The organism is Adhaeribacter rhizoryzae (assembly GCF_008629685.1).
Classification (GTDB): Bacteria; Bacteroidota; Bacteroidia; order Cytophagales; family Hymenobacteraceae; genus Adhaeribacter; species Adhaeribacter rhizoryzae.
The window spans coordinates 171,252-185,863 of record NZ_VWSF01000008.1 but is presented as its reverse complement, the minus strand read 5'-3'; the positions used below and the strand labels follow the sequence as shown (position 1 = coordinate 185,863).

At 45.8% G+C, this 14,612-nt stretch carries 11 protein-coding genes; 7 read left to right on the top strand and 4 right to left on the bottom strand.

Annotated features, from left to right (window positions below; genetic code table 11):
• Window positions 1-33: 33 nt before the first annotated feature.
• The 4 genes from F0145_RS12645 to F0145_RS12630 all read right to left on the bottom strand — a co-directional run bounded on the left by F0145_RS12645 (window position 34) and on the right by F0145_RS12630 (window position 8,405).
• Entirely contained in the window at window positions 34-1,890 is a 1,857-nt protein-coding gene (locus F0145_RS12645) for a glycoside hydrolase family 2 protein (RefSeq protein WP_150088774.1), read from the bottom strand.
• 555 nt (window positions 1,891-2,445) lie between these two features.
• Window positions 2,446-3,528 (bottom strand): glycoside hydrolase family 43 protein, encoded by a 1,083-nt coding sequence (locus F0145_RS12640; RefSeq protein ID WP_150088773.1) that lies wholly within the window; start codon window positions 3,526-3,528, stop codon window positions 2,446-2,448.
• A gap of 159 nt (window positions 3,529-3,687) precedes the next feature.
• Window positions 3,688-5,232 (bottom strand): RagB/SusD family nutrient uptake outer membrane protein, encoded by a 1,545-nt coding sequence (locus tag F0145_RS12635; protein ID WP_150088772.1) that lies wholly within the window; start codon window positions 5,230-5,232, stop codon window positions 3,688-3,690.
• A gap of 26 nt (window positions 5,233-5,258) precedes the next feature.
• The gene (locus F0145_RS12630; RefSeq protein ID WP_223816016.1) at window positions 5,259-8,405 is read right to left on the bottom strand and encodes a SusC/RagA family TonB-linked outer membrane protein; all 3,147 of its coding nucleotides are present in this window, start codon (window positions 8,403-8,405) and stop codon (window positions 5,259-5,261) included.
• A gap of 596 nt (window positions 8,406-9,001) precedes the next feature.
• Here F0145_RS12630 and F0145_RS12625 point away from each other — a divergent pair.
• From F0145_RS12625 to F0145_RS12595, 7 genes are all read left to right on the top strand, one after another.
• On the top strand, window positions 9,002-9,436 hold the full coding sequence (locus F0145_RS12625; RefSeq protein ID WP_150088770.1) for a hypothetical protein: 435 nt from the start codon (window positions 9,002-9,004) through the stop codon (window positions 9,434-9,436).
• A gap of 273 nt (window positions 9,437-9,709) precedes the next feature.
• The gene (locus tag F0145_RS12620; protein ID WP_150088769.1) at window positions 9,710-10,780 is read left to right on the top strand and encodes a DUF4056 domain-containing protein; all 1,071 of its coding nucleotides are present in this window, start codon (window positions 9,710-9,712) and stop codon (window positions 10,778-10,780) included.
• Between the two features lie 173 nt (window positions 10,781-10,953).
• Window positions 10,954-11,451: an ankyrin repeat domain-containing protein gene (locus F0145_RS12615; protein WP_150088768.1), complete on the top strand. Its 498-nt coding sequence runs from the start codon at window positions 10,954-10,956 to the stop codon at window positions 11,449-11,451.
• A gap of 138 nt (window positions 11,452-11,589) precedes the next feature.
• Window positions 11,590-11,811: a hypothetical protein gene (locus tag F0145_RS12610; protein WP_150088767.1), complete on the top strand. Its 222-nt coding sequence runs from the start codon at window positions 11,590-11,592 to the stop codon at window positions 11,809-11,811.
• A 108-nt stretch (window positions 11,812-11,919) separates the two neighbouring features.
• Window positions 11,920-12,672: a Mut7-C RNAse domain-containing protein gene (locus F0145_RS12605; protein WP_150088766.1), complete on the top strand. Its 753-nt coding sequence runs from the start codon at window positions 11,920-11,922 to the stop codon at window positions 12,670-12,672.
• A 197-nt stretch (window positions 12,673-12,869) separates the two neighbouring features.
• Entirely contained in the window at window positions 12,870-14,132 is a 1,263-nt protein-coding gene (locus tag F0145_RS12600; RefSeq protein WP_150088765.1) for an asparagine synthetase B, read from the top strand.
• Window positions 14,133-14,381: 249 nt separating this feature from the next.
• The gene (locus tag F0145_RS12595; protein WP_150088764.1) at window positions 14,382-14,594 is read left to right on the top strand and encodes a hypothetical protein; all 213 of its coding nucleotides are present in this window, start codon (window positions 14,382-14,384) and stop codon (window positions 14,592-14,594) included.
• Window positions 14,595-14,612 lie beyond the last annotated feature (18 nt).

The window sequence follows — 14,612 nt, the reverse complement described above, 5'->3', positions numbered from 1 at the left end:
TTAGTATTTTCCGATAACAACTATGCCATTGATTTACTTCAGCGTAACCAACGAGGGGCTATACAATTTGGCGTGCATTTGCTTTAATTCTGCGGTAGGTATTTTAATTATTTTGCGGTCGTAGGTCATCAGTCCGTTGGTTTCAATTTCTACGTCAGTGGTTTGGGTATAAACGGCGGCCGATAGTCCTTGACGAATCAGGTCGGTCATGGTATCCATAAAAGGGCGGTATCGTTTAATTAAATCGTCGGCGCTTTTGAAATTTTGGTAACCCCAATTGTTCTTGTCTTGCCAGGTGTGGCCTTCGACGGGCAAACCCAAACCGCCAAATTCGCCGAGTACAATAATTTGCTTGGCCCCGAACAAACTGGGCGCCGGCATAACGGGTTCGGGGTAATTGTGTAGATCTATAATGTGGCCTACCGGGTGAAAATTGCCGCCGCTGGCGCTGTTTACCAACCGCGATGGATCGTGTTTCATGGTCCAGTTGGTAATTTCTTCGGTTTTAAACTGGCCCCAAGCTTCATTAAATGGCACCCAAACTACTATCGATGGGAAATTATGGTTGGCATCCATAATAGCCTGCCATTCGGTCCGAAATATTTTTTCTGATTCGGGAGTCCGGTCTTTTTCGGTACCTTTACCAATAATGCCGGGCCGCTGCTCCCAACGGTTACCCATGTCGCCGCTTGGCATATCCTGCCACACCAGCATACCCAGTTTATCGCAGTGGTAATACCAGCGGGCGGGCTCTACCTTTACGTGCTTCCGAATCATGTTAAAGCCCATTTCTTTTGTTTTCTGAATATCGAACAACAAGGCTTCGTCGGTAGGGGCCGTGTACAAGCCATCGGGCCACCAGCCCTGGTCTAAGGGGCCGTATTGGAACACAAATTTATTGTTGAGTAACATCCGCTGCACCCCGGCGGCATCGGGCGCCATGCTGATTTTCCGCATCGCAAAATAGCTTTTCACTTCGTCTACTACTTTACCGTTGCTCACCACTGCTACGCGCAAATCGTATAAAAACGGGTTCTCCGGCGACCACAGTTTGGCATCGCTTACCGGCAATACTGCTTCGGCGTTAGCGGCTACTTCTTTTTCCGATATTTTGTTTTTGCCGTTCCAGGCCGATATTCTTAACCGATCGTTGGCTCCCAGGTTCTGCACATTGGCTGTTACGGTAAGATTTTGCTGATCAATATTGGGCGTTTGCTTGGTGGCCAGGATGTAAGTTTTAGGTACCGCTTCGAGCCAAACCGTTTGCCAGATGCCCGTTACGGGCGTGTACCAGATAGATTCCGGTTTTTTAACTTGCTTGCCTCGGGGCTGCGGACCATCATTGGTGGGGTCCCAAACCCGTACCGTAATTTCCTGGGCACCGCTGCCTTTCAGGGCGCTGGTAATATCAAAAGAGAAGGGGTCGTAGCCGCCCTGGTGCGTACCTACTTTTTGCCCGTTTACAAACACATCGGCCAGCCAGTCTACGGCGCCAAAGTGCAGCAATACGTTTTGCTTGCGGAGTTTAGCCGGAATGGTTACGGATTTGCGGTACCACAATACGTTTTCCTGCCCGGCCGTTTTGCCTACCCCCGACAAAGCCGACTCTACCGGGAACGGCACCAATATTTGGCCGGCAAATGCGGTTGGCGCATTATCCTGCTGTGTTCTGGGCTGTAAGGCATAATCCCATAAGCCATTCAGGTTTAGCCAGTTTTCGCGCACCATTTGGGGGCGTGGATATTCGGGTAAGGGCTTGGCCGGGTTTACTTTTTCGGCCCAGGGTGAGGTTATTTTGCCTGTTACTATTTTCCAGTCGGTGCGCTGTGCCTGTACCAAACCGGTTTGCAGCCACAAGCCGAGAAGTAAAAGAAGATAAGCTTTCTTCATGTTGGTTAAAAATTTAAATATTCTTGGTGGATTGCTTACTGGCGCAAAAGTTAGTCTAATAATCTATAAATAAAAAACTCCTGCTGTTTTGGAATTGAACCAGAAGCGGAAAGAAAGTATATTTCTTATAACCAATAACTTTTATTCAGGCAATTTAATGGTGCTGTAAATTTTAGGTGGTTAAAGGGGTAAGAGGAAATAAAAAGCTTTGGGTAGGCTTTGTCTTTTGAAAGATTATTTGTCTTTTGAAAGATTTCATATTTCAATGCGGAGGTGCTAACTATCTTCTGATGCCTAAGTTTGCTCCCGGCCGCGGGGCCCCGTTTGGTCATTCGGGCTGCTCATCTTTCCTTTCCTCCTACGTCGGAATGCTGCGCACCGGAAACCTGAAAGGCCCTCATCGCCCAAACTGATGTAGTTTGCTTCGTAGCAAATGCTTTTTTGGTTAAAATTGTGGGCACCTATTTTACTTGTGAATATTATTCAATCTTCACAAGCTTAATAGGAATTTAGCTTTCTGATATACAGATATTTGCTATATAAATATTGGTTGCCCTATGGCACTTCGCCGGATGGCCGGGGAATAGGCGAACCGGTACTCACAGGTTCGCCGAGGTTGGGTGTGCCGTCGGCATTCCAGGTAAAGGGTTGGATACGGGGGTTACGGGTATCGCCGCAGCCTTGCTTCGCAGCGGAGTTAGCGTGGTAAATCAGCCAGTCTTCTTTGCCGTCCGGCGATTTAAAGAAACTGTTATGCCCGGGACCATAAGCGTTACTGGCTGGTTTGGTTTTAAATACGGGGTTGGGGCTTTTCGTCCAATCGCCGGGAATTAGCGGGTTACCGCCTTCTTTTAAGGTTAGCATCCCTAAAGCGTAATCGTCGGTCCAGCAGCCGCTCGCCGAGTAAACCAGGAATACCCGGCCGCTACTATTCTTTAATATTTGCGGGCCTTCGTTTACCAGCCCGTTCTTCTCCCAGGCGTAAGTTGGTTCCGATAACATTGCCCGGGTCCCTTCCAGGGTCCAGGGGTTAATCATGCGGGCAATATACAGTTGCTGAATACCGGGATCATTTTCGCCGCGCCAGCCCGACCAGATAAAATATAGCTGGCCATTGTAATCCAGCACGGTACCATCAATCGCCCATTTATCCGATGTATCCGCAATTTTTCCTTTAAATACCCATTCGCCCGTAGTGGGGTCAGCAGCCGTGTTTTCCAGCACGTACATCCGGTGGTTAATGTCGCGGGTATCGTCGGCGGCAAAATAGATATACCACTTACCGTTAATAAAATGCAGTTCGGGCGCCCAGAGGTTGGTAGAATAATTAGTACCCGCAGGTGGGGTCCAAACCGTATTCAGCGGCAATTGGCTTAACCGTGATACGGCTTTTGTTTTAGCCAGACCAATGCGATTGCCTAAGGTGTGGGTATAATAGTAATATTCACCTTGTTTTATTACCCACGGATCAGGGCCGCTGGGCAATATGGGGTTGGTGAAGGTGGTTTCGGTGTTCGGATCAGGACCGGTACCGGGAGGCTTCTTAAGATCCGTTCCTTTTTCTTTCTGGCAGCTAAGTGTAAGGACCAGCAGCCAGCAAAAAGAATAAAATATATTCCGGAAAAGATTGGTGCGCATTTTACCAGGTTTTATGATGGTGCTTTAGGTAAAGTTTCTTCGTGCTGACTAATCGTAAAATTATTATTAATCAACCACTCATCTGCTGCTTAAATATTAGCTTATAAAAAACGAGGGTTCTGGAGGGAATATTTACCGCCAAAACCCTCGGTTTTATTTTTAATAATTTGGATTCTGATTTAGGTTCGGATTAATATCCACGTCGCGTTGCGGTAGCGGCAATAACCGGTGCCGGTCCAGCCTAAAGGTCGAAAAAGCTGGGTCGCGCTGAATAAGTTCGTTTATTTTGTCCTGACTCTCGAAATAACCCCAACGGTCTAAATCGTTCCAGCGGTGGCCTTCGCCGGCTAACTCGGTTACCCGCTCGTGCATTATTTGGTTGCGGAACTGCACCTGGCTTAGGTTCGTCGGAAGCGGTGCCAGGCCAGCCCGCTGTCTTACCCGGTTTACATGCGGTACGGCATCGGCGGTGCGGTTAAGCTCGTTCAGGGTTTCGGCGTACATCAGCAACACATCGGCGTAGCGGATAAACCGGTAATTATTCGCCGAACGGAAACCTTCGCCGGTACGGCCAGGCTCCGCGTCGTTCGAAAATTTTCGTAGCCAAACCCTGCTCCTGTTCCCGCCGGTTAAACCATAACGTTGCGCAAAGGTCTGGCCATAGAGCTGCGAAAATTCCGGGCCGCGCACATCGGTAGAGTCATAAAGAAAAGAAGCAGCTAAACGCGGATCGCGGGCACCGGTGGTAGTTTTATCTTTGTGAAGCTCATTAACTACCCAGCGGTTTATTTCGGCATCGGAGAAGCCCACGTTTAAGGGTGCCAGAAACTGCGCTAGCGGGGAGCCGTAGTTCTGGTTGGGGGTTTGGGTATCTTCGGGCGTAAATTCAGAAAGGTTGGTCGCTAACTGCCATTCAAATACCGATTCGGCATTATTCTCAGTGGTACTTAAAAAATTATCGCGGTAGTTCGGCACTAAATTATACACCGATTTTCCTTCGCCCTCTACTAAATATTGCAGCGGCGCCAAAGCTTTATCCCATTGCCTTTGCTGCATATATACTTTAGCCAGTAAAGCATTAGCCGCCCCTTTTGTAATACGGCCCACATCGGTGCCGGAGTACCGAACGGGTAATACGGCGGCGGCTTCGGTCAGGTCTTTGGCAGCCTGCTCCCAAACCTGGGCCCGGGTAGCATTGGGTGGCAAATCTGTAGATTTAGAAGGCGTTAAAATAAGTGGTACATTGCCGTACAGGCTGGCTAAATTATAATAAAAGAATGCTCGTAAAAATTTAGCTTCTCCCAAATACCGCGCTTTTAAGGCTTCATCCATCTGAATATTTGGTACATTTTCCAGCACCTGGTTGGCCCTGAAAATACCCACATAATTATCGCCATAAATAAGATTCGACCTTTCAAAATTATAATTGGTAATCAAAAACTTATCCATGTTGTTCGGAATAGCTATATCGGGGCTCACGCTAAAGGCTTCATCGGAGCGTACGGTTAAGTAAAACCATTGCCACAGCACCATTCTATCGCGGTGTAAGGTACTGTAAACGGCATTAACCCCTTGTTGCGCATCGGTAGCTGTTTTCCAGAAAACAGTGGTGGTGGGGGCATTCGGATTATTTATATCCAGCTCTTGTTTACAACTGCTAATAAACAAACCGGCTGCGAGTAAAAAATATATTATCTTTTTCATAAAGAAAATTCTTTGTTAATAAAGTCCTAGAACTCAAAATTTAGCCCAATTGAATATACCCGGCTGGCCGGCCAGCTACCAGCATCTACGCCCCGCTCCAGAATGCCATTACCGGTAACATCAGGGTCTAAGCCAGAATAATCGGTAAAGGTTAGTAAGTTCTGGCCACTGATAAATACGCGGGCATTATTGGTATGCAAGCGGCTTAAGAAAGTGGCGGGCAGGTTATAACCAATTTCTACGTTACGTACCCGCACATAAGAAGCTTTTTCCAGCCAGCGGTCGCTGGATCCCCGGTTATTAAAATCTATGCCGGGGTCGGTATTACGGCCCAAACGCGGATCGCTGGTATTGCGGTTTTCAGGAGTCCAGGGGTTAATATCGCGCCGGAAGTTGGTGTTTACATAAGAGTCCAGAATTCTTCTAACATCGTTGTAAACGGTATGCCCGAATACGCCTATCAACTGCAGGTTAAAATTAAAGCCGCCGTAAGCCGCATTAAACTGAGCGCCAGTTTGCAGGGTAGGCCAGGGAGAACCGGCAAAAGTACGATCATCGTCGTTAATCTGGCCATCGTCGTTTAAATCCACGAACCGGATATCGCCGGGCTTAGAAAAGGGTTGAATAACCTGACCGGCTGAGTTTTTATGATTTAGTACTTCTTCTTCGGTCTGGAAAATACCGTTGGTTTTCACGACGTACCATTCGCCAATGCCCCGGCCAATTTGGGAACGCGTGTTACCAGCTACCAGGTAATTAATGCCTTCGCCCCGGTTACCCACATCTTCTACCTCGTTTTTAATGGTGGTAAAATTAGCCGATACATCCCACTTAAACGGATTTTCGGAGCTGCGGTAAGTAGCCGAGAACTCGACGCCCCGGTTGCGGATAGAGGCGGCATTTACAAAAGGATCGCCGCCCAGGTTACCGGTGTAAAATGGAATAGGCAGCCGCACCAAAACGTCTTCGGATAAAGAATTATAATATTCGGCGGTTACTAAAACCCGGTTATTCAGAAAGGTGCCATCTAACCCAATATTGCGGGAAGTCCGGATTTCCCAGCGTAAATCCGGATTGGTTAAGCTGGCCTGGTAAGCCCCAACGGCTATGGTTTGGTTATCGGCCCCAAAAACTACCCGGGGGTTATTATTTATTACGCCAATATAATCCCAGGAACCCACCGTGGCAATACCCAACTGGCCGTAGGAAGCCCGTAGTTTCAGGTCAGATATCCAGTCATAGTTTTCCAGGAAACTTTCTTGGCTCAAGCGCCAGCCCAGAGCGATGGACGGGAAAAATTTACTGCGGTTATCGGGGCCAAACCGGGAATCCTGGTCGTACCGGCCGGTCAGGGTTAGCAAATATTTATCGTTATAAGTATAATTTATCCGGCCCAGGGTACCATAAATATGATAATCTTCCATTACCCGGCCCTCCGAAGTCTGGTCCCCAATGGCCGAACTAATAGTGGTTAGGTCCTGGCCGCCAAAACTCTGGAGATCATTACGCCGGGCTTCCATGCGGTCGCGGCGGGTGCGTTGCTGCGTATAACCCAAAACCCCGTTTAGGTTATGAACACCCAAGGTTTTGTTAAAATTAACTGTATTTTCCAGTAATACAGTATGAAATTCCTGCCGATCCTGATATACGTGAGTAGGTTCAAAAGCCTGGCCCAGCACCCAGTTACCCAAGGTCCGGATGTTCTGGTGAAAATCGAAGCCGCCATCTAAGCCGGCATTAAACCGGTAAGTTAGCCAATCAAATATTTTTACATCGGCGTAAGCATTGCCAACTACCCTGGAATATTTATGCGTGGTATTAAATAAATTAGTCATGGCAATATAATTCCAGGCGTAAACCGGGGCGGTAACCGGGTCGCCGAGGCCCCAGCCGCCGGGGTTGCCGGGACCCACTAAACTAGGATCTCTCACCGGAATAACCGGCAGCAACTGGGGCATGTCGTAGAAGGGGTTTACCAATAAGGGCCGTTCTTCCCAGGAATGGCTTAATACCAGATTTTCGCCGAAAGTAATCCGGCCTTTGGTGCCCTGGGTATTGATGCGCACGCTGGCCCGGTCGAATGAGTTACCGGTTACCACGCCCTCGTTGGTAAAATAAGAGCCTGATATTAAATAATTACCCGCTTGTCCGCCACCCGATAAAGTAAGGTTGTAATCCGATAAGGTACCAAGTTGGGTAATTTCGTCCTGCCAGTCGGTGTCGGTTACTGTATAATGCCGAACAGCACCTGGCCCCGTAATTGGCGTTAAAGCCACACTGGCCGGCGGTGTAGCGCCCGAGTTAATATATTGCTGGCGTTGGGTGGCGGCAAATTCTTCCGAATTCATAACATCCCATAATTTTGGCAACTGCTGCACGCCCTGCTTAACCGATACGCCCACTTTGGCCGGGCCTTCCCGCCCTTTTTTAGTGGTAATAATAATTACGCCGTTACCCGCCCGGGAGCCGTAAATAGCTGCCGCCGAAGCATCTTTTAATATTTGGATAGATTCAATATCATCGTTGTTCAGGGTAGGCGAAGCATCGGCAATCATGCCGTCAATAACATACAAAGGGTTGGTATTGGTAAAGCTGGCCACGCCCCGAATATCTACCGCCGCCCCGGCTCCCGGCCGACCGGTATTCCGGACCGTTACACCCGGCGCCAAGCCCTGGATAGATTCGGCGACGGTATTAGCCGTTACTTTCTGCGCCGCTTCCGGGGTAATCACCGAAGCCGCCCCGGTTAAATCCTGCTTCCGGATGGTTTGGTAACCAATTACCACTACTTCCTGCAGGGCCTGGGCATCATCAACTAAGGTTACGTTAATAGTAGTCCGGTTATTTACAGGCACTTCTTGGGTTGTGTAGCCAATAAAAGAGAATATTAAAGCGCCATTTTCCTGTCCGGTGGGCAATGTAATAGTATAATTACCCGAAGGATCGGTGGTGGTGCCGGTGCTGGTTCCTTTTACCAATACGGTTACCCCCGGCAATGCTTCATTTTTATTGGTAACTACCCGGCCAGAAATGTTTTGTTGGGCAAATGTTTGGAAACTACTAAGCGTAACCAACAAGGTTACCAACAATAGGAGAAAATAATATTTGTGCCTGAACAATTCTTGCCGATTAATGATTGCCGGTAAATTGTGTTTTAGAGTAAAATTGATCATACAACATTGTTTTAAGTAAACTATTAATTGGGTGGAATAAAATATTTGATTACTTAAAGGCATAAACCGCTATTAAATGCCATTGATATTAATTATTTAAACAAACTAGTTCGGGGTAAAATACATTATACATAAAGAATATTTAATATTATTAGTAGTTGAATTAGAATATTAAAATGTTATTTTTATACTTTACATAGGTAAATGTCAATTTGTTGCACCAAGCAATACATTTAAATTCAGGAATTATTTTCTGTTAAAAATCCAGTTTTTATATACCTATAATTAAAAACACTTATTAAAAAGAAGATTTTTTCGATTGCGTTAAAGTAGAATAGACCTATTTGGTTAAGGCAGTTGTGAACCCAAAATAAATTGCTTAATTACTGCGAGCATTGCTCAGGAAGGTTTTGTGTAATAAGCGATAACTCCCTGATAAACTAGTTTTAGATTTTTAGGTATTACTAATAATTACACCCGCAATTGAACAGCTTGCAGCTTGTATTTAAATTTGTTTAAAAAACATTTTGTTTATGATAACTTCTGCTACCTTTCTTAGTTTTAGAGGTAATGCTGCCTTTTTATAAGCCTCCCCTATGTACCAAGAAGCCAAAAATGCTTTTAACAGAACTTTCTATGTTATTAAATACAATCCGGAATTAAATATTATTGATACACATTGGCAGGGTTATGCTTCTAAAACCGATTTAAAAAAAGCTTGTCAGGTAGGATTGGAGTTTACCAAGGCGGTGAGGTGCCCTTTTAAGCTAAACGATAACACCTATTTTACTGGCCCTTGGAACGACTCGGTAGCGTGGCTGGAAAAAGAGTGGTTACCCGAAGCTATAAAAGCAGGAGTACGATATTTGGCGCATGTGGCGGCACCAGACTCTTTTGGCGAAACGGCCGGCGAAGTAATGCAAGTGAGCTTAATTGGCCGGCACCTGAAAGTTTGTCTTTTCCCCACCCGGGAAAAGGCGCTGATTTGGTTAAAAAAATGCCAACAGGAATTTGCAGTCGCAGATGAATAAGCCGGCTACTAAAGTTTTTAGCAGCTAGCTTAGTTTCTTAAATATTTCTTTCGAAGAAATTACTCCTCGTTTTTTCAAACCTAATTTATTTCTTGCCTGGTTTTACCCTACCTCAAAATCCTGCGGCAGCAACTTGCCAGGCCAGAAAAATATTGCCTGTTTACATTTAACCAGATAAATCTGGTACTTAGCCAGATAAATCGGCTACTCAATCAATCTCCGCTTATTTTTCCCGGATTTACCCTGTATATTTGTATAATTTTTCAGGGACTAATGAAGCTATTGCACCTATTTTTATTGAGCTTTTTTGTGGGTTGTTTTACCCCGCTTTACAGCAAACCAATTAATTTACCAACCAAAGATATTCAGTCGCCGCCACCGCGTATTATCCGGACTTGTTGTTCTTTTGGCTCCGACCTGAAAGTAGCGGCTATTCCTACTAAAAAAATTACGCACATCAGCAGTTTAGCCAATCTGGGCCCACACAAATATTTAGGCAACGAGCAGGAAGGCAACGGCATTATTTATACCAAACGCGGTGGCTTTATAGATTTAGGGCATTTACGCGACCAAGCCGATTGGACCGCTTATTTGTATAATTTAATTAAGCAAACAGCGGGCAAAGAAACCCTGGTGCAACGCCTGGGCGCCGAAGGCGGCATCCGGACCCTGAATTTGTGCGTTCCCGCCGATTTAGATAGCACCGACGCTATTTTATTGGCCGGCCGCATTGCTTACGATTTATCGGTGTGGCACGAAATTGCCACCTGGTTTGGCGCTTCTTCTATTCCGCTGGTAACTGAGCGTTTTTCGAGTTTTTCGGTAGAAGATGCTTACTCTAATTTGCTGGGCGTTACCTTGGGCATGGAAGCTTTGCAGAGCAGTTTACCTTACGAACAAGCCATGACCCAACTTATTGACCGCACTTTTGAAAAGCTGGAAGCCGTACCTACCGAAGCTGATACTTACGCGGCCATGGAACAAGTACGCAATATTTGGTGGACCCGCGACAAAAAATTGCCTAGCCCCAAAATAATGCTGGAGCGGCAACTAGACGTGTATGAACGGGTACGTCCTTTGCTGGTGCCGGGCCTGAATACCAATAACCCCGACGATTACGCCTTAACGGTTCCCGAAAAAACTTATAATGGTTTACCTCTCACCAATTTGTATCAACTGGTAATTAAGCCTAATTATAAATTTCCGCTCCGCGAAATATTCCCCGACCAGGTGCGCCGCGTAGTTACCCAGCACGATTTTCAGCTGCTACTGGAGCAGGTAGCCAAAGAATGGCAACACGCCCAAATCCAATACACGATGCCCGGATGGTATTACCGCAATTAATTATTAATGATTAATTTTTAGCATTGAAAAAAAGGTTCTTTAGGCAGCAGCTTAAAGAACCTTTTTTAATTTAAGTAAACCCTAACCTGGCAGCTCCTTAAATAATTAAATCTGTTTTGGGCTTTTGCCGTACTTTGGGCTAAATTATTTCCCTGAACTAAACCCAACGTACCATGTCTTTTTATTCCTCCCGACCCGAAGATCTTCTTTTTGATGCCGCCCGCAAAGGCGATATAACTTACCTGCAGGAATTAATTAGCAGGGGTGTAGACGTAAACAGCCGGGATGGCCGCGGGTTTACCCCCATGATCATTGCCTCTTACGATGGGCATTTAGAAGCTACGGAACTTTTGCTGAAAGCCGGCGCGGAAGTAAATATTCAGGATTACAGCGGCAACACCGCTTTAATGGGTGTTTGCTTTAAAGGTTATCCGGAAATTGGCCGGTTGTTATTAGCTCATGGCGCAGATTTAAATTTACAGAACGGCAGCGGCGGCACCGCGCTTATGTTTGCTACTTTATTTGGACGCAACCAAATGGTAAAATTAGTACTCGAAGCCGGCGCCAATACCACCCTCCGCGACCAGCGCGGCCTCACGGCTTTAGATTTAGCGGCCCAGCAAGGCAACGAAGAAGCATTCCTGCTCTTGAAACAATATCTGGTAGAATAATTATTGAAATAGTTTAGGTTGCACCTGCTGGCGGCTACGGGTAGTTTCTAGTGTTATGCTAAAACATTCCGGCTGCTTTTTACTTATAACAAAGTAATCCCAACCCAGAAATATTTAAATATTATAAACCAGCAGGCTATGCAAGCAGAAAACGAAGAAAATAATCCGGCCCAAAATATTACTACCGAAGGGGCAAAAGTAACCGAAGGCGAAGAAAATAAGGCTAACCAAGGTTCTAATAACCCAACCGAAAGCGCTAATGCTGAAGGCTCCGAAGTACCGCCGCAAAGCGATACCAAGAAAGAAGACATGACCAGCTATAACGAGCATCCCGACCAGGAAAAAGTTGGCGGCGGCTGATTTGAAAATTTCATTATTTTATCAGAGGAAAGTTGAGGTAAAATATTCCTGTCCTCTGGTATAAATATTTACTAAACACGCGCATGCTCGTGTGCGAAATATTACCCTATGACCGGATGGGCAGATTTTCTTTTTCAGGGCAACCTGAACGACTTTTTGCGACCCCGCGAAAGAAATACCATTATCCGGTACTCGTTCAGCAGTTTACCGGCCGTAAAAGATGCCATTGAAGCATTAGGCATACCCCACCCCGAAGTAGACGTAATATTAATAAACCAGGCCCCTGCCAAATTTATGCAGCCGCTGCACCCCCACGACCAGATAGCAGTTTACCCGGCAATTCCGCGGCGTACCTGGCCGCTAGGTTACTCGTTGCAAGCTAATTTGCCGGCAGCAACCGGCTTTGTGTTAGATGTACACCTGGGCAAACTGGCTAAAAACCTGCGTTTGCTGGGTTTTGATACCTGTTACCAAAATAATTATTCCGATAAAGATATTGCCGAAATAGCGGCCCGCGATAACCGCCGGGTACTTACCCGCGATATTGGGCTACTAAAACAAAAAAAGATAAACTGGGGTTATTGGCTGCGCTCCCAGCACACCGAAGAACAACTAACCGAAGTATTAACCTATTTTAACTTGAAAGATTCCCTGGCGCCCTTTACCCGCTGCCTCGAATGCAACAGCAAACTTACTACGGTAAATAAAGAAGCCGTATGGGAGCTGTTGCCGCCCAAAACCAAGCAATATTTTAACCAGTTTTACCAGTGCCCTGCCTGCCGGCGGGTTTACTGGCAAGGCTCGCATTTCGACCGGATGCAGGAATTTGTAAACCGCATTCGCCACAACCAAAACGTTTAGCGCTGGTCAGTTTTATTTTAGCGGCCTGCGTACGGCACTTCGCCAAAAGCCAGTTAATATTTAGCTTAAATTACCTACTTAAAAGACTTTATTTCGTTATAATTACCTAATAATTAATTGCATAATTAATTTATTCGGCTTCGGTAAAATCAGGCTGGTTTTTTATATTTGTTTAAATGCGTTAAAGGCTTTCCATTATGAGCAACCGACTTCTACTCAGTTTTGCCTTTATTGTTTTACTGGCTTTTAAAGCCAGGGCCGCCGAAATTCTGGTACCCATGGATGCGGACCAGAAAGACCACCTGAAAGCTTACGGCGTTGCCTATTGGGTACTGCAAAACCAGCAGGAAGTAGATTGGCTGCTAAACTACCGCGGTGGTAGTTTTGCCTTTGTCCACTCGCCCAAAATGGAAAATGAGTTATCGGTGCGGGGGGTAAGCTACAGCGTTATTTCGGATGCCCAGTACCAGGCCATTGTGGCTCAAATTAGCAACCCCGAGGTAAACATGGATGTGATGAAGCTGGAGAAAATGCCCAAGATTGCCGTTTATTCGCCTAAAACCGCTGCTCCCGGTGAAGATGCCGTAACGTTGGTGCTTACCTACGCCGAAATACCTTACGACGTGTTGTTCGACGAAGAAGTGCTGGATCAGAAATTATTGAAGTACGATTGGCTGCACCTGCACCACGAAGATTTTACCGGCCAGTACGGCAAATCGTTGGGCCGGCGGCGCTACCAGGAACGGCAAATGGAAAAACAGGAAGCCGAGCGCATTGCCCAGAAATTCGGCTTTGGCAAAGTATCGCACATGAAACTGGGCGTAGCTAAAAAAATTAAAGAATTTGTAGCCGGTGGTGGCTTTATGTTTGCCATGTGTTCGGCCACCGACACCTACGATATTGCTTTATCGGCGGAGGGCGTAGATATTGTGGATGCCGTATTTGATGGCGATGACGTAGACCCGCAGGCGCAACAAAAACTGGATTACAGCAAAACTTTTGCTTTCAAAAATTTTATTATCAGCCTGAATTCTTCCGAAAGAGGTTTTTCCAGCATCGATAACCAGCGTTGGGAGCGCAATATTTCCCGTGAAGATGATTTCTTTTCGCTGTTCACTTTCTCGGCCAAGTACGATCCTATCCCTACCATGCTCACCCAGAACCACGAAAAAACCATTAAAGGGTTTATGGGCCAAACTACCGCTTTCAAGAAAGAACAAGTGAAAGCCGAAGCAACTATTATGGGCGAAACAAAAGCGGCCAACGAAGTGCGCTACATGAACGGCACCGCCGGCAAAGGCACCTGGACTTTTTACGGCGGCCACGACCCCGAAGCCTACCAGCCCCGCGGCACCGAGAACCCCACTGACCTCTCGCTGCACCCCAACTCGCCCGGCTACCGCCTCATTTTAAATAATATTTTATTCCCCGCCGCCAAAAAGAAAAAACAGAAAACCTGATTTCAGTTATTAGTAAACAGTTATTAGTAAGCAGATATCAGTAAACAAGCAATTATTTATAGATTTTTAGCTTGGTAAAGAAATGGTTGTATTCTGAATTTAGCAATTGTTACTGACTAGTGGCAACTGATAACTGTTTACCGCTAACTATTTAGTATTGGGTGAGATAAAGAATAAATTTAACCGCTTTAATTTTGTTAAAAGTAAATATCTGTAAAAGACACGTAAGGAATAAAATAAGTCAATAAAATGATAGATGGATTAGCATTTATTTGCTGGGGCTTATTATGTTTATATACCGCATTTTTTACAAAGAATAAATATGCTTTTATGTGGTTCTTCCCTTCTCATGGATTTAAATTTAAGAATCCTGAAAAAGGAAATAAAGTACTGAATGTAATTGGAGGAATACTCTTTATTGGGATCGGATTAATGTTAATTGGTCAGGCTAGAAACACATAAAATATTCTACCAAAACAA